Source organism: Moritella sp. F3, from assembly GCF_015082335.1.
Lineage (GTDB): Bacteria > Pseudomonadota > Gammaproteobacteria > Enterobacterales > Moritellaceae > Moritella.
In genome coordinates this window covers 431,387-450,737 of record NZ_BLRL01000001.1, presented here as the reverse complement: position 1 = coordinate 450,737, position 19,351 = coordinate 431,387, and the positions used below count along the sequence as shown (strand labels likewise).

The window sequence follows — 19,351 nt, the reverse complement described above, 5'->3', positions numbered from 1 at the left end:
TTGGTATTTACGTGATAATTAAGGCTGTTTCGTTTTGGTGAACGTATCGAAAGTGCGATGGAATAAAACATTAACATGCCTATAACCTACTGTCCTGCGGTGCTTAAGCGCGATTATAATCCTTATAAATTATTTTGTGTTTAATTGAAAAATAAACTTTACATCACATTAAATTAGGATTAAAGTCTCGCCGAAATATGCAGTAACCAACAACTGGTACACATATAGCGGCTTAACCTATATTTAAACAATTTAACTTGAGGATACAAGGTGGGAACATTCGCCTGCTCAAACCCAAAAAACAGCACATTTGTACCTGTTGTCGGTTTGTCATTTTTTGCTATTGCATCGGGCTTTTTAATGAGCCTAATTCCATTATCTTTGCAATCTTTTGGACTAAGTCTTACATTAACACCTTGGTTGGCAAGTATCTTTTATCTGGGACTATTAATAGGCTCATTACAGATAGAAAGCGTAGTCGCAAGAATGGGGCACCGCCTTGCGTTTATTTTGTTTTTAAGTGTACTGTTGTTATCGATCTTTTTGATGATTGCACTACCAAGTGCTGCAACCTGGTTAGCGGCTCGTTTTATTGCCGGTATTGCTGTAGCAGGGGTATTTGTTGTTGTTGAGTCTTGGTTATTAATGGCCGACACAGCAAAGCAACGTGCTAAACGTTTAGGTTTATACATGACCTCTTTATACGGTGGTAATGCATTAGGCCAGTTAGCACTTGTTCCAATTGGTGCTGTTGGGATCTTTCCTTACAGCGTTGTGATTGGTGTGTTGTTGATTGCCATTTTACCGCCGTTATTAATCAAGGTGGGGCAGCCTGATTGCACTGGACACCAAAAGATCAAGTTTGCTGAACTAAAAACACTAAGCCGCCCTGCGATTTTGGGATGTTTAGTTTCTGGCATGTTAATGGCACCTATTTATGGGTTAATGCCTTTGTACCTTAAAGCGCAAACAGGCAGTGCAGAGCAAAGCGGTATGTTAATGGCGATTATTATTCTAGGTGGCATGTTAGTACAACCAGTCGTAAGCTACTTGTCACCAAAAATGAGCAAGACGTTACTAATGTCACTATTTTGTTTGCTTGGTGTACTGGGCGTTATTGGTATATTAACGACGCATGACTCAATATTATTGAGCTCAAGCTACATGTTGTTGGGTGCGAGTGTGTTTTCACTCTATCCCGTTGCTATCTCGCTAGCGTGTGACAGTTTAGGTGTCAGTAAAATTGTAGCGGCAACTGAGATCATGTTACTTAGCTATAGCGCTGGCTCTGTTGCGGGGCCTGTTGTGGCGCAAACCTTTAAGCACTACAACAATAGTTTGATTATGTATCTTGGTGTTTGCATGCTGACTATGTGTATTTACATGCTGATCAAAAGTGCGACATCAAAACCAAGCGATCACTCTGCAATCCCGCAATAGGGTGCAGAGAGTAAGTTATAGCACGTAGATCTTTTCGTACTGATTAATACAGTTAAGCCTGCAGATGGCTTAACTGTATTTTGTTCGTTTTAATCATTTCACCTTACAGATGTTCGATTTGTTACATTTAGCCTGATTACCTTCATTTCTCCTACTTTAATACTTATTAATAAGCGGTATGAGTAATAATTAGTACGTAACTACCAATAAAGTGTTAATTTATGTTGCTAACTATCGTTTAATGCTAATTAATATATACTCTGATCTTGATCAATTCCGCTCGATATAGCGTGTTTTATAGATAAATACATTTCAACCTGTCTCGTTTGAATATATTTCTGTGCTCGAACGCTCATTTCCATTCCTTATTTGTTTTAATTATGTATAAAAAGTGTAAATTCAAATTCACACGAACATTGTGTACACCCTACATAAATAAAACAAAGGAATGAATCATGGCTAGCAATAAACAACATACTCTGATGGGCGAATGCCTGGCTGAGTTTATTGGAACTGGACTGTTAATATTTTTTGGTGTCGGCTGCGTGGCTGCATTAGTACTAACGGGTGCAAGTTTTGGTCAATGGGAAATTAGTATCATTTGGGGTATGGGTGTAGCAATTGCTATTTACTGTACGGCAGGTGTTTCTGGCGCACATATTAATCCCGCGGTGACGATTGCATTGGCTGCTTTCCACGGATTTGATAAAAGCAAAGTATTACCTTATATATTTTCGCAACTCGCAGGTGCTTTCTGTTCTGCAGCGTTAGTATATGGTCTATATAGTAACTTATTTACTGACTACGAAATCGCTAACGGTTTCCTACGTAATAGTGAAGCGGCATTATCAACAGCGGGTATCTTCTCAACTTACCCACATCCATCATTAACATTCATCGGCGCATTTGCGGTTGAATTTGTTATCACTGCGGTATTAATGTTCGTTATTCTAGCCCTTGGTGATGAAAGTAACGGTGAACCACGTGGCGCAATGAACCCTGTGCTTATCGGTGTACTAATCGCGGTTATCGGTGGCTCTTTAGGTCCACTAACTGGTTTTGCGATGAACCCAGCACGTGACTTTGGTCCTAAATTATTCGCTTATTTCGCTGGCTGGGATTTCGCACTAACAGGTGCTAAAGATATTCCTTACTTCATCGTACCTATCTTAGGTCCAATTGCAGGTGCATGTTTTGGTGGTTGGTTATATCCAAAAGTGATTGGTCAATACTTACCGTCTGCAGGCCATGGTTGCACTATTCCAAACCAGTGTGATGAAGTATCTGTTGAAGCTAAAGCGGCTGAAGTATAGTTAGCGATAGTGAAAAGTAACCCTGAATAAATTTTGAATAACACTTGAGCGACTTTGATTATCGCTTAGGTGTATAATTAAACATAAGTACGTAAGCTAATTGAAATATGACGTACTCATACAAATGAAATTAAAAGGACTTCGTAATGACTGAGAAAAAATACATTATTGCTTTAGACCAAGGTACAACAAGTTCTCGTGCCGTTATTCTTGACCACGATGCAAATATTGTTAGTGTATCTCAACGTGAATTCACGCAAATCTATCCGCAAGCGGGTTGGGTTGAGCATGATCCACTTGAAATCTACGCAACTCAGAGCTCAGTATTAGTTGAAACGTTAGCTAAGACTGGCATCACGAGTGATGAAATTGCCGGTATCGGTATTACTAACCAACGTGAAACAACGATTGTTTGGAATAAAGAAACAGGCAAGCCAGTTTATAACGCGATCGTATGGCAATGTCGTCGTACTGCAGATATATGTGACAAATTAAAAGCACAAGATGCAGGCTTTGAAGAATACGTACGTGAAAACACAGGTTTAGTTGTTGACCCGTACTTCTCTGGTACAAAAATTAAATGGATCCTTGATAATGTTGAGGGTGCACGTGAAGACGCTGAAGCCGGTAAACTATTATTCGGTACTGTTGATACTTGGTTAGTTTGGAAAATGACACAGGGACGCGTGCATGTAACGGATCACACTAACGCATCACGTACTATGTTATTTAACATCAATACGCTGCAATGGGATGAGAAACTACTTAAAGTCCTTGATATTCCACTATCAATGATGGCTGAAGTGAAATCGTCTTCAGAAGTTTACGGTCAAATGAACTTAGGCGGTAAAGGCGGTACTCGTACCCCAATCGCTGGTATCGCGGGTGATCAACAAGCTGCTCTTTACGGTCAAATGTGTGTTGAACAAGGCCAAGCTAAAAACACGTACGGTACGGGTTGTTTCTTGTTAATGAACACGGGTAAAGAAAAAGTAACGTCTCAGAACGGTCTACTTACTACTTTGGCATGTGGTCCACGTGGTGAAGTGGCATACGCACTAGAAGGCGCGGTATTCATGGGTGGTGCTTCTATCCAATGGTTACGTGACGAAATGAAATTGCTTGCTGATGCCAAAGATTCTGAATATTTTGCAACAAAAGTAGACTCGTCAAACGGTGTTTATGTTGTGCCTGCATTCACTGGTTTAGGTGCACCGTACTGGGATGCCTATGCACGTGGCACGATTGTTGGTCTAACACGTGGTGTTGGTGCAAATCACATTATTCGTGCAACATTAGAAAGTATTGCATATCAAACACGTGACGTACTTGATGCGATGCAAGCAGATTCAGGTATCAAGCTAGCTGAATTACGTGTAGATGGCGGTGCAGTAGCGAATAACTTCCTAATGCAATTCCAATCTGACGTGTTAAATACGACAGTATTACGTCCTGCAGTTACAGAAGTAACGGCACTTGGTGCTGCATACCTTGCTGGTCTGGCTGTTGGTTTCTGGGATGGCTTAGATGAACTGTCTGATAAAGCTGTGATTGAAAAATCATTTATGCCACATGATGATGATGTTAAACGTCAACGTCGTTACCGTGGCTGGAAACGTGCTGTTAAAGCGGCGCAGTCATGGGCTGAAGGCCATGACGAAGAAGACGATTTACTGTAATCGAGTTTAAATTTGATTGCCAATAAGGTGTCATCTTAGTCTTAATAGAAGTGCATCATTATATTGATATAGTGATGCTTTTTTTTGGGATTTTTTTGAGCTTATTTCTTGGAATGTTGGGCATTTCGAGCAAAGTAGTCTATTTTTGTCATCAAATTGACATATTTCTAAGGCTTAATAGCCATTCGAGCATAACTTGCGTTTTACCTTCGCAATTCATGTTCGCTATGTAAAAATAAATGCGCGAATTCGAAAGTAAATGGTGATTTTAATACTAAAATGTTTTATATTAGTTGCAGATGTTCGAAAGCGGTCGTTCGCTCAGACAAGAATGTATTAAAGTGAGTTAAGTATGAATAATGGAAACCAGAAAGTAATGACCAATAACGTGTCTAATGAAGTGCTAGACCTGATCGTTGTAGGCGGCGGTATTAATGGTGCGGGTATTGCTGCAGACGCCGCTGGTCGTGGTCTCACAGTAGGCTTATATGAAGCAGCCGATTTTGCCTCAGCTACATCATCAGCAAGTTCTAAACTTGTTCATGGTGGTTTACGTTACCTTGAGCATTACGAGTTTCGTCTCGTGTCTGAATCACTCGCTGAGCGTGAAGTATTACTGAAGAAAGCACCACACATTGTTAAACCAATGCGTTTCCGTTTACCACATCGTCCTTTCTTACGTCCTGCGTTATTAATTCGTGCAGGTTTATTCTTGTATGATAACTTGGGCAAACGTACAACGTTACCAGGTAGTAACCAAGTGAACCTAGCTAAATCAGGTTTACTTAAAAAAGAAATCACTAAAGGTTTTGAATATTCAGATTGTTGGGTTGATGATGCTCGTTTGGTTATTCTAAATGCGATGGCAGCACAACGTAACGGCGCCGAAGTTGAGAACTATTGCCGTGTAGAAAAAGCTGTGCGTAAAGATGGCTTATGGCAAGTAACAATTGTAAACGATCAAACAAACGTGCGTTTCGAACGTACTGCGCGTGCATTAGTTAATGCGGCCGGTCCTTGGGTGAAGCAATTCTTCGATGACAGCATGGAAGAAGAATCACCACGTAACATTCGTTTGGTAAAAGGTTCACACATTGTGGTGCCACGTATCCATGATGAAGAACAAGCTTATATTTTACAAAACAAAGATAACCGTATTGTGTTCGTTATTCCTTACATGGAAGACTTCTCAATCATAGGTACGACTGACGTTGAATACATTGGCGACCCACGCAAAGTGGCTATTTCTGATGACGAAGTTGAATACTTGATTGATGTTGTAAACGAACACTTTGTGAAGCAGCTTGCACCAAGTGATGTTGTTTGGACTTACAGCGGCGTACGTCCACTGTGTGATGACGAATCTTCATCACCACAAGCGATCACACGTGATTACACACTGGAACTTGAGCAAGAAGGCACACAAGCGCCATTGTTATCTATCTTCGGTGGCAAGCTAACAACTTATCGTAAACTGGCTGAGTCAGCAATGACACTGATTTCACCGTACTTTGATAAGTTAGGTTATTCGTGGACTGCAGATACGCCATTACCTGGTGGTGACTTTAGTTACCCACGAACGCAGCTAGTTGATAACATTTGTTCACAGCACTTATGGCTAAACCCTGAAACGGCGAAGCGTTATGTGAACCAGTTTGGTACAGACACCTGGAAGTTATTCGCTGATTGTCATTCTGAAGCCGATTTTGGTATTCACTTTGGTCATGGTGTTTACAGCCGTGAACTTGATTACTTGATTGAAACAGAATTTGCTAAAAAAGCGGAAGATGTATTATGGCGTCGTACTAAGCTTGGTTTGTACTTAAACAAAGCACAACAAGCAGCGGTTACAGACTACATGAATGCACAGGTTGTAAAGCTTAATCCGGTAAAGCTAGATGAAGTTGGTTAATGGCGTAACTCACTACGCGAATTAAACAACTCATATTAAAGCGCCGCTAATCACTGATTAGCGGCGCTTTTTATTACTGTTATGTAATCGTTTTTGACTCTGTTTTTAGTTGATGCTGTCAATGTGCAAGTCACATTCCGGAATAATTAGGACCGCTGCCGCCTTCGGGTGGTGTCCAGACTATGTTCTGCGATGGGTCTTTGATGTCACAGGCTTTACAGTGGATGCAGTTTTGCGCATTTATCTGGAATTTTACTTCTTTATCAACCGTGACAATTTCATACACAGCCGCAGGGCAGTAGCGTTGTGCGGGCTCTGCAAAGCGGGGGAGGTTGGTACACATTGGCACGCTAGGGTCGGTCAGTTTAAGGTGGTTTGGCTGATTGGCATCATGTTGGATATTGGCTAGAAACACTGAACTTAAACGGTCAAACGTTAATACGTTGTCTGGCTTTGGATAAGTAATCGCTGTCGATTTGGTGACTTTTTGTAACTGACAATGATCTGGTTTTGAATCGTGTAGGGTAAAAGGTAAGCTTTTGTGCAATATGTTTTGTTCAAACCAGGTTACGCCTAGCATGGCATTACATCTGTGCGTGATAGGCGCAAAATTACGTGATTGATATAACTCTTGGTATACCCAAGATGCTTTATATAATAAGGTGAAATGTTCGAGACTGTCATTGGTTTCGATTACTTTATCAGTTAATGGTTCAGTCACTTGCTCTGCTGTTTGTTTAGGGGGGTGTTCCGAGCTTTTTTTAGCGACATCTTCAGTACTCTCGTTTGCTTTAAAGCGTGTTAATGCCATCGCTGCAAACACTGCTTCAGCCCCAACCATGCCTGTTTTCATGGCGGTATGAGTGCCTTTTAATTTAGCTACGTTTAATGTACCAGCATCGCAACCGAGTAGTAAACCGCCGGGGAAAACCATCTTCGGCAAGCAATTATAGCCGCCTTTGGTTACTGTTCTAGCACCATAGGCAAGGCGTTTCCCGCCTTTTAAATAGCGGCTCACTGCAGGATGTAGCTTAAGACGTTGGAATTCTTCAAAAGGGCTGAGATAGGGGTTTTGGTAGTTCAAATCGGTGATGAGTCCGACATAAGCTTGATCTTTACCTACATGATAGAGAAAAGCACCGCCAGTCGCGCCGTGCTCTGCTAGTGGCCAGCCAATACTGTGGATGACTAATCCGGGCTGGTGGATATCTGGGTCTATTTGCCATAATTCTTTAATACCTAATCCGTAGTGCTGTGGATCTGCGTCTTTATCTAACTGGTACTTTTCGATTAATTGTTTGCCTAAATGACCACGTGAACCTTCGGTGACTAACGTATACTTGCCTATGATTTCTACCCCTGACATAAAATTGTCTTTTTCTGCCCCGTTTCTATCGCGTCCCATGTCACCGGTAATCACGCCTTTAACGCTGTCATCGTCGGCAAACGTGAATTCATTCGCGGCAAAACCTGTGAATATCTCGACGCCTAGTTGTTCAGCTTGTTTGGCTAACCAAATACACAAGTCTCCGAGGCTGATGATATAGTTGTGTTTGTTGTCTAAGCTTGATGGTACTAACATGCTAGGTACACGGCGGGCGGTAGTCGCATTTTTGAGTAACCAAGTTTCATCACGTTTCACATGGCAGGTAACAGGGGAGTCTAAGTTTTTCCAGTCTGGAAAGAGTTCGTCTAATGCTCGAGGTTCAAAGATGGTGCCTGCAAGGGTATGTCCACCTATATCAGCGGCTTTTTCGAGGACACAAACACTGAGTTCGGTTTCAGTGTCTAGTGCAAGTTGGCGCAAGCGACAGGCTGCAGATAATCCGGCAGGCCCTGCTCCGACAATGACAACATCAAATTCCATTGAATCTCGCTTCACACTTAACATCCTTATGCATGTAACTATTCTAAGTATTGTGTATGTTTGAATAAGCGCCAACGATATTCTATTAGTAATTAACTTGCTGAATTTTAGCTACAAGTTAACATTTTTAACTAAAGATTAAACTGGGCTGTAAAATAGTGCAGTACAATGAGGTCATCTATATTTAATACACCCAGTTTAATTTGAGGTTTTATGATGCTTAAAAAATCACCCTTAGCATTACTGTTGACCATGGCGTCTTTTAATTCTTTTGCAGTAGACAATACGCTTGCTGCTGAATGCGGCTCAGTGACCATCGCCGATATGAACCTAGGTAGCGCTACCTTAGTTGCTAATATTGATGCGTTTATTCTAGAATACGGCTATAACTGCGAAGTTGATATTGTGCCGGGTAATTCAACGATCACTGCGACATCGATGATTGAAAAGAATACCCCTGATATTGCGCCTGAATTTTGGACCAATCAGATCAGAGCTACATTGGCAAAAGGTGGTGAGGAAGGGCGCATTGTTGTGGCCGGAGATTTACTGTCTGACGGCGCGATTTCTGGGTTTTGGGTACCTAAGTATATGGTTGAAAAAGATCCGTCTTTAGCGACGTTAGCGGGTATCAAAGCCAATGCTAAGCTATTCAAACACCCTGAAGATCCAAGCCGCTCTGCTTTCATGGCTTGTCCTGCTGGCTGGACTTGTCAGATCTCAACGACTAATTTATTCAACGCTATGGATCTTGCTGATTACGGCTTTGATTTAGTTGATCCAGGGTCTGGTGCTGGTTTAGCGGGTTCAATGGCTAAAGCCTATGAAAATAAAGATGCATGGTTTGGCTATTATTGGTCACCAACGGCAATCATGGACAAATACGATATGGTACGTGTTGATTTTGGTACTGGTTTTAACCGCGATGAATTCGAAAATTGTACGATTGTCGAAGACTGTGAAAACCCGAAAGTAACCGATTACCCAGCAGCGCCTGTGCAGACTATTGTGACCACTGATTTTTCTAAAAGAGAGCCTGCTGTCATGCAGTATCTTGGGAAACGTTCATTCACCAATGATGAAATGAACCAGCAGTTAGCGTGGATAGATGAAGAGCAAGCCGACGGTGATTATGCTGCTGAAAACTTCTTATTAAATAATAAAGCGAAGTGGAGTCAGTGGGTACCGAAGGATGTGGCTAAAAAGATTGAAACTGCGTTAGCTGATTTATAATTTAGCATGTTTCGATGAGGCACTACATTCGCTCAATAGATATGACGAAGGAAGCTGAGATGCTTCCTTTTTAACGACTATTTTTTAGGTCATTACTTGCTAAGTATTGCGTTTATTTTTCTTTGGTCTGTATATGCTGCATAGTTTGTAATAGCTTTAATTGTATCTTGATTAGTCATTAATTCTTGCATCGCCACCTTACCAACTAATTCAAAAGCTTTTTGTATAGCTAACGGATCAGATTTGTTTGCTGCATATAATTCTTTTGGGCAATCGACTGTTAATATTTTGGTTATAAGTTTTCCAACATACTGATCACTCTCTTGAATATTTGCATCAGTTGCACTCATGAATGACTTTATTTCAGGGTGAGAGCCAATAGAAAAATAAATCCATTTAGCAAGTTTCTTTCTTTCTTTACCATTTAATGAATCAACTAAACAAGTTCCTAGTTGTTCTGTTGGTGTACTAGCAAAAGCACCTGTTCCTGATAATAAACTGATTGATAGTATTGTAACTTTTATTAAGTTATTCATTATTACTCCATTTTGAGTGATTTACCTAAAATCCATTTAGCGATTGTTAGGCTGCTTATTCTCTGCGAATCGCCAAAGCACACCACTTCTAGTTTTTAAATTTAACCGCAGTACCAAAGACCATAATTTCAGATGAGCCATCCATTATTGCACTTGTGGTAAAGCGGACACCGACGATGGCATCAGCGCCTTTTTCCTTTGCGTCCTCAATGAGGCGTTGAATTGCGATATCCCTCGCATCGGTTAGCATTTCTGTGTAGCCACGTATTTCACCACCTACAATGTTTTTTAAGCCCGCCATGATGTCGCGTCCAATATGTTTTGCTTGCACGACGTTACCGGTGACGACGCCTACAATCTCTTGTATTTCTTTGCCTGGAATTGACTCTGTCGTTGAATAGATCATAAAAAATCCTTAAAAATATAAACGTGTATTAACCGAGAATTTGGTTAATTTTATTTTTACGCTGTGATATACAGCCTTCGGGTTATGCTAACAACCGTAACACGTTACGACTTAGTTTTGTTCGTGTGCTTAAAGAGTTGCGGACTCGCACTCGCTCAATTTCATGTTTGATTACGCTGCAATAGGCACGAGTTTATGGGTCTGTTCATTTAAAATCTGACGTTCTGCGATACTTGATAGAACGAACATGACGACATATCCAGTGCATAGGGCGGTAATGATAGCGACGACATTGTCAGTCATTTGTGACAACAAATAGTAGGCAGTAACCAAAGTAATGATGCCCATAATTCGGATTAACAGACTGAGGGTAAATCGTCCGTGCGCTTTTATATAGGCGAGTTGATAAGCATTCAACATCATAAATACAAAGAAGATCGAGAAGTGGAGCAATACCGGTAGCGCGCCACTATATTCGGGTGGGAATACCACTGCAATAATCGAAGCCCCCCCAAAATACATGATGGAGAAAAATGATATTCCAACTATAGCTGATAACTTAAATACCCATTGGCGTATTTTCTTCACTTGTCCATGATCGGTGTTACGTATATTCACCGCTAACTCAGGTAGGACAAAGCGATAAATAGGGAAAACAAATAGCATCGTCATATAGGTAAAGACAGGGCGAACGACCACCTGGAAATCACCGAGCTCATCGACACTGAAATGTGTGATCGTCAGGAGTACGGTGATGTAAATCATTAAGATACTTGTTCCTGCTTCAAGAGACGCTGTAAAACTTTTCTTCACGTAACTGATAAGAGGAGGATCAAGGTGTACCAGGGCTAAAGGACGTGTAGTGATCGATTTCTTACGACGCACATACATATAAATCGCAATAGAAAGCGAAGATAGAGTAAGCCCGTAAAATAGAGAGGCGAGTGTACCTAGCCCTAAGAAGTAATAACAGAATACAAACATAACTACGTTACTGATGGGCTCGAGCCATGTGACTTTATTGGACACATCGTATAAACGATACATGGCGATAAGGTTGGTAAAGTAGATCTTTAAACCCATGCCGAAAATGATGCCAACCATCTGTAAGTAGCCAACATTAATATTAAGCGAATGTTTAATATATGGAATGATGGCACCCCAAGTAATGAGTACAATCGCAATTAAACTGAAACGGAAGATATTGATAATATCACGGTCGTTGTGTGTTTGAGAGTAAGTTACCACCATCGAAGAGCGAAAGCCTGTCATTAAAATCAATGACAGTGAGATGATATCAACGACGGTGTGATACAAAGCCAGATCGCCTTTTGCCACCCATTGTGCCAGCCAAATTTTAAAGGCGAAGCCGACACTAATGCTGGCCAACGTAGCCAAAATACCAGAGATGAATGCTTTCTTAAGACGATCTAATGATTCGCTTTGCATATGATTAATGTCGCCTAACTAAGCTAATGTAGTGTATGAAAGTACATTCTACTTAAAAATGATTCTCATTTAAACAATTTAAATAGAGTTCACTAAGCTAAGTTTGATCGCAATCAGCATTAATATACATCCAGCCCCCTTATCAATTTTTTGTTTATGGCGATTGAAGCGAGGCAGTATATTTGGATGTGATAGCAGTAATACAACCCCAATGTACCAGATTAAATGTGCCAGCATGATGATCAGACCATAACCTATCTGCATTATCAGTGGGGTATCGACCGACACCACTTGCGTAAAGATACTTAAGAAAAAGATAGATGTTTTAGGGTTTAATATATTGCAGGTAAAACCTAAACGTATCGCTGCAAGAGGTGACATATGCGCCGTTTTATTATTTTGATCTGTATTTAAAAGCGCGCGTGTTGTTAATAACTGCCAAGCAATATAAATAAGATAAGCGGCTCCTAAATATTTTATTAAATTGAATAACCATGCCGAATTTGCAATCACGACGGCTAACCCTGCAATTGAATAACTAGCATGAATACAAACAGATAAACACATGCCTAAGCTAGTATATAAACCAGCTAAACGACCATGGTAAATACTCGTACGGGTCACCATTACAAAGTCAGCCCCAGGTAACACCACCATGAAAATCGCAATGGTGCTTACCGCTATTATTTCAGCCATATACGTATTTATTAACAACTCCATATTTACCCCTTATTATTTAAAATATGCTTACAGCAATGTATTTATTACGCTGCAGTCATGTTAATTTATGATAGATTTAAAACAATACTCCAATTTGTAAAAGGACTTGTGCCTAATGGACACAAATAAAATAATCCCTTTGTTACCGGATATGGCGATTTTGGTCACTGTGGTTGAGCAGGGTAACTTTAGTAAAGCCGCCAGAGAATTAGGTGTAACTCCCTCTGCGGTGAGCCGTCAAATTAGCCGATTAGAAGATGCATTAGGCATTAAACTGCTAGCGCGTACGACGCGGCAATTGGCGTTGACGGAGTCAGGTAAAATAACGTTTGATTATTGTAAACAGATGCTTGAATCTGCAGAACAAGCGGTTAATGCCAGTACCTCTGCGACATCGACTGTGAGTGGGTTATTAAGAGTGGCGGCGCCAAAATCGTTAGCGAGTAGGGTATTGAGACCACTTTTTGTTGAGTTTTTAAAGTGCTACCCAGATATTCAGTTACATTTAAAAGTGACCGACCGTGTTTTAGATCCCATTCAGGACGGTGTCGATTTTTTGATTCATATTAATGACAATCCCATTGAAGCATTGGTCAATGTTAAAATTGGTCGCGTTGAGCAGGTGTTATGTGCCAGCCCTGGTTTTCTCGCTAACCATGCCTTGCCTGCACATCCGGATGATTTAAAATATCTACCATGCCTTTGTCTAGGTGAAAATATGGCCGATAACCGCTGGCGATTTAGCAATGGAAATCAGCAAGCGACCGTACACGTAACTGGAGCATATTTGATTAACCACAGCGAAATGCGCTGTGATGCCATTGAGCAAGGCTTTGGTGTTGGTGGTTTACCGGATTATATTGCGCAGGAGGGGATTGAAGCGGGAACGCTCATTCCGTTATTGGAAGATTGGCAATTACAGGGTAATTATCACGGTGATATTTGTTTGCAGTATGTACAAAGTAAATATATGCCGAATAAAAGCCGCGTATTTATTGATTTTATGAAACAACATTTACTTGTTATTAAGTCGGATTAAGGGATACGAGAATCGGGTCCAACGCTATCAATAAAAAAGCCAATGCCGGGTTAACAGTATTGGCTTTGCGACGGAATGCTGTATTAACGCTCGAATGTTATATTAACGGTCAATAGTCGAACGCGTTTAGCTAGTGCTATTACGCTACAGCGTCTTCTAAAATTTGACGAGATACATCCAGTGTGATCGCTTGGCTTTCACCTAATGCAACCATACCGTGTGCTTCAAGTTGTTTGATAATCGTATCAATCGCAGCCACTTTATCATCACCGTGCTCAGTTAATTGTGTTGGTACTTTAACGTCATGGTAGAAAGCTTCGATTGCAACAATCGTACGTTCAGCTAAATCTGCAGAGGCCGTTAAACCAAATACATTCTTACCTAACTGTTCCAATTTAGCACGCTTCGCTTCAATTTGGTTACGCAGTAAAGACGGTTGGATAATAGATAACGAACGTGCATGATCAACGCTGTATAGCGCTGTTAATTCATGGCCAATCATGTGCGTTGCCCAGTCATGCGTTACGCCAGAACCAATTAAGCCATTAAGCGCTTGGTTTGCTGTCCACATTAGGTTTGAGCGCCATTCGTTGTTATCACGTTCATTGTATTGTTCAGCTAACGTCAGTAGGTTTTTAAGTAATACTTCAGCGTAACCGTCTTGAACCATAGTGCCTGTAGCCGTTGTTAAGTATTGCTCGCAAACGTGTACCCAAGCATCGACAAGACCATTCACTAATTGACGTTCTGGCAATGTCTTCATTGAATCAGGATCAAGTACAGCAAATTTAGGTTGAACAGCATCGGCCATAAACGGCAGTTTAGTTTGCGTTGATTTTTGAGTGATCACAGAGCCTGAATTTGATTCAGAACCTGTTGCTGGTAGTGTCAAAATAGCACCAATTGCGATAGCTTCTGTTACCTGGTGTTTACCAATTAGAATATCCCAACCATTGCCTTCGTACATTGCCGCTGCAGCAACGTATTTTGAGCCATCAATAACAGAACCACCGCCGACAGCAAGGATGTAATCGATTGCTTGTTCTTTAGCGATAATCACGGCTTTGTCTAGGGTTTCAACTGTTGGGTTTGCTTCAACACCTGAAAATTCTGTCCATGTATGCTCTGCAAGTGCGGCAGAAACCTGGTCATAAACGCCATTTTTCTTAATAGAACCACCACCGTAAATCACCAATACTTTTTTATCTTTTGGAATAGAGGTAGCGACAGTCGCGATTTGACCTTGGCCAAAATGGATTTGAGTAGGGTTAACATAAGAGAATTTCATTGTATGTCCTTTATTTTTATTTATTCAATAAGTGCATATTACTCTTTAGTTGACACTTTAAAAAGACGCTATCCTCCATTTAAGTTGCCTATTTCTATTTTTTTGAGTATTTTAATACACAGGTGATGACTAATGTTTAAGGGTGACGATGAATTCTCTTGGCGATTTAATGCAAACATATGCGGATGCGTACGATCTTAACGATCTAGAAGGTATTAAGGAAACCGCTATTCCTGGTGTGTGGTTCTATCGTAGTAGCCAAGGCAATCAGCGCCAGCCTTTTGTGTACCAGTCCGGCATCATTGTGATGGGGCAGGGGCGTAAGCATATACACATAGGTAATCAGCCTGTGCATTATGGTCCTGAAGACTATCTGGTGGTTGGTGTGCCGATGCCGTTGGAGTGTGAAGCTTTTCCTGAGAATGGTGTACCCTTGTTAGGCTTAACGATAAATGTAGATCCGACTTTGTTACATCGTTTAGTGAATGAATTGGAATCGAATTTTTTTGATTACACATCACGTAGTAACCAAGAGACATGTGGATTAAGCTCGGTCAAAATGGCAACGCCGATGTTAGAGAGTTGCAAGCGGTTAATGCTGGCACTACATTCGGATTTAGAAAGTAAAATGTTGGGTTCGTCATTGGTCATGGAGATCGTCTATCGGGCACTTGTCGGGTCAGAAGGGCATGTGCTGTTTGATTTAGCACATCACGACGGACAGTATGCAAGGGTAGCGAAAGTTCTGACTAAAATGCACCAGTCTTATCCAGAAACGTTGACGGTACAATATCTTGCTGAAGAGGCTAGCATGAGTGTCTCTGCATTTCATTTGGCGTTTCGTAAGGTTACTTTAGAATCACCATTACAGTATTTAAAGAAGGTGCGGTTAAATAAAGCCAAAGAGCTGATCCAACTTGAAGGTTTGCGAGTTAATGATGCAGCAAGATTGGTGGGCTATTCAAGTTCTTCACAATTTAGTCGTGAATTTAAGCGCCATTTTAATATGACGCCTAAAAGCAGCTCGCATTAATATGCTATTACCGATTTGGGTAGATCAGTCATCAAAGAGTATCAATGCGGCATCAAAATCAAAATTATTCACATACTCTATTAGCCTCTGGTGATCGGATATAGATAACCCGAATTCACTGGCTGCATGTTTTTCGGCTAGTTCGATGGCAATGGTATCTGAATGTTTTAACGCTTTTTTGAGCTTGTCTATCATCACTGTATTGATCGCTGATGTATTGTGAGTTGAACATCCTGCCTGATTGCTTACTTCATCTGTAAAGTTGCGCTCATTGTGCTGAAAATAGTGATCTAGGGCGATACATACATTTGCTAACATTTGCTCAAGGACTTGCAATTGGTCATTTTTTGATGTTTCGCCAGTGCCTTTTTCAATGGTATTACAAAGCTTATAAATATCTGAAAATCCTAAGTTTCCTGCAAGGCCTTTTAAAGTGTGAATAAAGTGTTGTTGTTCTTTTGAATTTAATTCAGATAATGTCAAAGGAGGGGAACTTTGAACATATTGCTTTGAAAATCGAGTCAGCAATTTATAATAAAGCGCAATATCATTATTAGCACAAGACAAGCCCATAGCATGATCAAGCCCTACAATGTTAAGGCTGCTTATGCTTTCAATTTCAAGCTGTACGCTAGGTGTTAACTCAGATTGGTTGAATGTGTGTAATGGCTTTACCTTGACCCATTTAGCAAGTGTGTTCAGCATCTTAGCAATATTGATTGGTTTGCTGATGACGTCATTCATGCCACATTTTTTTGCTCTCTCCAAATCTTTTTCCATGATATTTGCGGTCATTGCTATAATCGGTAACTGTTGTAAACGTGGATTTTTTCTTATTATTTCTGACGCTTTATAACCATCCATTATAGGCATGTGGCAATCCATTAGCACACAATCAAAAGTTCGATGAGTCAAGTATTCAATCGCTTCTTGACCATGGTTAGCAATGGTTACGTTAATGCCTCTACTTGTTAATATTTCATCGACAAGTTCTTGATTAATTTTGTTATCTTCGACCAATAAAAAATGAGCCCCTTTCAACAGTTGTTCAACGGCAATTGTACTTACCTTGATATCGTTTTGTTGGAATGCTGGCGTCAGAGAGTCTGCTGAATAGGCTGTTGGCTGTGCATCTAGGACATTTGGTAATGATTTTGAATGTTCTAGTGTCACGTAAAATGAAAAACAGCTGCCTACACCAAGCTCACTGGTTACCGATATGTCACCTTGCATTAATTGTGTCAATTGTTTACAAATCGCCAAGCCTAAACCTGTGCCACCATATTTCCGAGTGGTTGAGGTATCAGCTTGAGAAAATGCAGAAAATAGGTCTTTTACTTGATCTGGTGTCATACCAATACCGGTATCGCGTACATTACAAACGAGTACGACATGATTATCCTTGCTCATGTTGCAGGTGAAGCTTAATGTTACTTTCCCTGCTTTCGTAAATTTAACCGCGTTGTCACCTAGATTGACTAGTATTTGTTGTAGCCTTAAAGGATCGCCAATAAAATTGATTGGCAGGCTGCTATCTATCTCAAAGCGTAATGCTAAACCCCGTTCTTGTGCTTTTAAACCAATGGTGTCTGCGACCTCATCTAAAACGTCTGAAATATTGAATTCAATTTTTTCAATGGTTAACTTACCAGCCTCTATTTTAGAGAAGTCTAGGATGTCATTAATGATCCTAAGTAGCGCATTGGCAGAGCCGTTTACTTTACTAATATAATTCTTTTGTTTAGGGTTTAACTCTGTTTCTAGCGCTAAATAACTCATGCCGATAATCGCATTCATTGGGGTTCTGATTTCATGGCTCATATTGGCTAAAAAATCGGATTTTGCTTGCTCTGCCTTTTTTGCTTGTTCTGCGGCAATGCCCAATTGTTGGCTTAAGTTTGTAAGCGATATTTGCGAACGACGCATAACATAACCCAGCAATACGATATTAATTAGAAAGAAAATAGACAGAATAGACATTGTTTGGACTAAATTACGTGACTCGGCCATTTCTTCAAATCTGTATTCACGAAAATTAGACAAAATATCGTCGGCAATAGCGGCTGACTCATTCATTTTATTTCTAAGTACGAATCTTTGTGCTGTTAAATTAGCTAATGCCAAAAAATCATTGAAGTAAAGTTCGATGTTAGGTAATAGTTCATTGAAAGCATTGCGGTCATCTATATCTATAAATGAAGATGAAATAACATTAACTTCAGTTTTTGTTAAAGTTAACAACTGTTGAATTTGACTTAACGATAAGTATCGAGTTCTGTGGTCTTGTATTGACGAAAACTCCCGATTAAATTGTCTAGCAGCATTTATATTATCTAATAAAACATCGAGTTGTTCATAAAACTCTAACCTGCGTAACATTACCTTTTGAGACATATCACGCAGTGTAGAGGTTGAATCAATAAGGTTTTGTTCGCTAGTACGTAAATCAAAAGTCAGGTCTGCAAGTCGTAAAGCCAGTGCCTCTATATCAACAACTAGTGGTGTATTGATAGTGAGATTTGCATAATTATTTATATTTTCAAATTGTTTGAAGAGGGCTTTCAACTTTGTTATTTGTGGCTCTAACTGCATCAGTGTATTGACGCCTTCAGGGTCGGTAATCGATCTTCTTAAGGTTTTCGTTAGTGTTGTTATTTTATGAAAGTATGCCTCAAGAGTTTTAAGGTCACGCTGTTTATGTGAGAGTAAGATATCTTTTTTAATACTGATCACGGCTTCAATAGCGCTCTCTAGCTGATAGGCATTTTCTATATTTTCAGTTCTCTCATTAATGTCTAACCTAAAATGCTGCATTTTCAGTTTCTCGTCATCGATATCCTTTTTTCTTAATGTCCTTAGGGCTTCTGCATTGTCATTTGCTAATATGACTGAATTGTTCATATCTTTGTATGTTTGACGTATTTTTCTAGTCAGTAATACATAACGTTCAAAAGCAGATCGATATTGGTCAGATATAATTAATAATTTTTCAACATATATCCGGTCAGCGTTATTGATGAATTCCTTAATTAATGACTGTACAGTTTCAAGATTAATAGTCGCTTTTTTTGCATCCTGCTCTAAACCATCTCGGGTATAAATCAGTTCTGCAATACGAGCGCTATCAAGGGCAATCAATAATTGCCCTGCTTGTGTATATCGATCAATTGCGTTAGTTAATTTAGTAAAATGGAACATGCTAGCTAAACCAATAGCAACAAGCAGAAAAATCGCAATGAAAAAACCGAACATGATGCGCTTATTATTTGACTCAATTAATAATTTAGGCACTTTCATCATCTCTCATATGTGTTATAAATTTCGATTGTTTTTTGCTACGTGCTCAAATACAGGTAATGTATTTATAATTGATAGTTTAGTGCTCTCGAACTCATACGTACTGGCTTTGAGTAAATATTCTAGATGCTTATGTTGT

General features: G+C 40.1%; 14 protein-coding genes. 7 read left to right on the top strand and 7 right to left on the bottom strand.

Annotated features, from left to right (window positions below; genetic code table 11):
• The first annotated feature begins 270 nt into the window (after positions 1-270).
• From JFU56_RS01975 to glpD, 4 genes are all read left to right on the top strand, one after another.
• Positions 271-1,440: an MFS transporter gene (locus JFU56_RS01975; protein WP_198435600.1), complete on the top strand. Its 1,170-nt coding sequence runs from the start codon at positions 271-273 to the stop codon at positions 1,438-1,440.
• Between the two features lie 455 nt (positions 1,441-1,895).
• Positions 1,896-2,753 carry an MIP/aquaporin family protein gene (locus JFU56_RS01970; protein WP_198435599.1) on the top strand — a complete coding sequence of 286 codons (858 nt, stop codon included), beginning with the start codon at positions 1,896-1,898 and terminating at the stop codon, positions 2,751-2,753.
• 146 nt (positions 2,754-2,899) lie between these two features.
• The gene (gene glpK, locus JFU56_RS01965) at positions 2,900-4,432 is read left to right on the top strand and encodes a glycerol kinase GlpK (protein ID WP_198435598.1); all 1,533 of its coding nucleotides are present in this window, start codon (positions 2,900-2,902) and stop codon (positions 4,430-4,432) included.
• 352 nt (positions 4,433-4,784) lie between these two features.
• Positions 4,785-6,344, top strand: coding sequence for a glycerol-3-phosphate dehydrogenase (gene glpD / locus JFU56_RS01960; RefSeq protein WP_374221025.1), 1,560 nt, complete (start codon positions 4,785-4,787; stop codon positions 6,342-6,344).
• A gap of 130 nt (positions 6,345-6,474) precedes the next feature.
• Here the strand turns inward: glpD and JFU56_RS01955 are convergent, their stop codons facing one another.
• On the bottom strand, positions 6,475-8,211 hold the full coding sequence (locus JFU56_RS01955; protein WP_198435839.1) for an electron transfer flavoprotein-ubiquinone oxidoreductase: 1,737 nt from the start codon (positions 8,209-8,211) through the stop codon (positions 6,475-6,477).
• Between the two features lie 216 nt (positions 8,212-8,427).
• On the opposite strand from JFU56_RS01955, the gene JFU56_RS01950 reads away from it, so the two are divergent.
• Positions 8,428-9,444 carry an ABC transporter substrate-binding protein gene (locus tag JFU56_RS01950; RefSeq protein WP_198435838.1) on the top strand — a complete coding sequence of 339 codons (1,017 nt, stop codon included), beginning with the start codon at positions 8,428-8,430 and terminating at the stop codon, positions 9,442-9,444.
• Positions 9,445-9,536: 92 nt separating this feature from the next.
• Here the strand turns inward: JFU56_RS01950 and JFU56_RS01945 are convergent, their stop codons facing one another.
• The 4 genes from JFU56_RS01945 to JFU56_RS01930 all read right to left on the bottom strand — a co-directional run bounded on the left by JFU56_RS01945 (position 9,537) and on the right by JFU56_RS01930 (position 12,555).
• Complete coding sequence (locus tag JFU56_RS01945) at positions 9,537-9,980, bottom strand: hypothetical protein (RefSeq protein ID WP_198435597.1); 444 nt, start codon at positions 9,978-9,980, stop codon at positions 9,537-9,539.
• A gap of 88 nt (positions 9,981-10,068) precedes the next feature.
• A complete protein-coding gene (locus tag JFU56_RS01940; protein WP_198435596.1) occupies positions 10,069-10,386 on the bottom strand; it encodes a heavy metal-binding domain-containing protein in 318 nt (105 codons plus the stop codon).
• Positions 10,387-10,557: 171 nt separating this feature from the next.
• Positions 10,558-11,835 carry a lipopolysaccharide biosynthesis protein gene (locus tag JFU56_RS01935; protein WP_198435595.1) on the bottom strand — a complete coding sequence of 426 codons (1,278 nt, stop codon included), beginning with the start codon at positions 11,833-11,835 and terminating at the stop codon, positions 10,558-10,560.
• Positions 11,836-11,913: 78 nt separating this feature from the next.
• Complete coding sequence (locus tag JFU56_RS01930; protein ID WP_198435594.1) at positions 11,914-12,555, bottom strand: LysE family translocator; 642 nt, start codon at positions 12,553-12,555, stop codon at positions 11,914-11,916.
• A gap of 115 nt (positions 12,556-12,670) precedes the next feature.
• Here JFU56_RS01930 and JFU56_RS01925 point away from each other — a divergent pair, with 115 nt between their 5' ends.
• Positions 12,671-13,594 (top strand): LysR family transcriptional regulator, encoded by a 924-nt coding sequence (locus tag JFU56_RS01925; RefSeq protein ID WP_198435593.1) that lies wholly within the window; start codon positions 12,671-12,673, stop codon positions 13,592-13,594.
• Positions 13,595-13,733: 139 nt separating this feature from the next.
• Here JFU56_RS01925 and JFU56_RS01920 read toward each other — a convergent pair whose 3' ends face one another.
• Positions 13,734-14,882 carry an iron-containing alcohol dehydrogenase gene (locus JFU56_RS01920; RefSeq protein ID WP_198435592.1) on the bottom strand — a complete coding sequence of 383 codons (1,149 nt, stop codon included), beginning with the start codon at positions 14,880-14,882 and terminating at the stop codon, positions 13,734-13,736.
• Positions 14,883-15,030: 148 nt separating this feature from the next.
• On the opposite strand from JFU56_RS01920, the gene JFU56_RS01915 reads away from it, so the two are divergent.
• Positions 15,031-15,915 carry an AraC family transcriptional regulator N-terminal domain-containing protein gene (locus JFU56_RS01915; RefSeq protein WP_198435591.1) on the top strand — a complete coding sequence of 295 codons (885 nt, stop codon included), beginning with the start codon at positions 15,031-15,033 and terminating at the stop codon, positions 15,913-15,915.
• Positions 15,916-15,939: 24 nt separating this feature from the next.
• Here the strand turns inward: JFU56_RS01915 and JFU56_RS01910 are convergent, their stop codons facing one another.
• Entirely contained in the window at positions 15,940-19,212 is a 3,273-nt protein-coding gene (locus JFU56_RS01910) for an ATP-binding protein (RefSeq protein ID WP_198435590.1), read from the bottom strand.
• Positions 19,213-19,351 lie beyond the last annotated feature (139 nt).

What these genes read in the sequence shown, in the direction of transcription:
- JFU56_RS01970 (WP_198435599.1), top strand. Translation starts at nt 1,896, where the DNA reads ATGGCTAGCAATAAACAACATACTCTGATGGGCGAATGCCTGGCTGAG.
- glpK (WP_198435598.1), top strand. Translation starts at nt 2,900, where the DNA reads ATGACTGAGAAAAAATACATTATTGCTTTAGACCAAGGTACAACAAGT.
- glpD (WP_374221025.1), top strand. Translation starts at nt 4,785, where the DNA reads ATGAATAATGGAAACCAGAAAGTAATGACCAATAACGTGTCTAATGAA.
- JFU56_RS01955 (WP_198435839.1), bottom strand. Translation starts at nt 8,211, where the DNA reads ATGGAATTTGATGTTGTCATTGTCGGAGCAGGGCCTGCCGGATTATCT.
- JFU56_RS01950 (WP_198435838.1), top strand. Translation starts at nt 8,428, where the DNA reads ATGCTTAAAAAATCACCCTTAGCATTACTGTTGACCATGGCGTCTTTT.
- JFU56_RS01945 (WP_198435597.1), bottom strand. Translation starts at nt 9,980, where the DNA reads ATGAATAACTTAATAAAAGTTACAATACTATCAATCAGTTTATTATCA.
- JFU56_RS01940 (WP_198435596.1), bottom strand. Translation starts at nt 10,386, where the DNA reads ATGATCTATTCAACGACAGAGTCAATTCCAGGCAAAGAAATACAAGAG.
- JFU56_RS01935 (WP_198435595.1), bottom strand. Translation starts at nt 11,835, where the DNA reads ATGCAAAGCGAATCATTAGATCGTCTTAAGAAAGCATTCATCTCTGGT.
- JFU56_RS01930 (WP_198435594.1), bottom strand. Translation starts at nt 12,555, where the DNA reads ATGGAGTTGTTAATAAATACGTATATGGCTGAAATAATAGCGGTAAGC.
- JFU56_RS01925 (WP_198435593.1), top strand. Translation starts at nt 12,671, where the DNA reads ATGGACACAAATAAAATAATCCCTTTGTTACCGGATATGGCGATTTTG.
- JFU56_RS01920 (WP_198435592.1), bottom strand. Translation starts at nt 14,882, where the DNA reads ATGAAATTCTCTTATGTTAACCCTACTCAAATCCATTTTGGCCAAGGT.
- JFU56_RS01915 (WP_198435591.1), top strand. Translation starts at nt 15,031, where the DNA reads ATGAATTCTCTTGGCGATTTAATGCAAACATATGCGGATGCGTACGAT.
- JFU56_RS01910 (WP_198435590.1), bottom strand. Translation starts at nt 19,212, where the DNA reads ATGAAAGTGCCTAAATTATTAATTGAGTCAAATAATAAGCGCATCATG.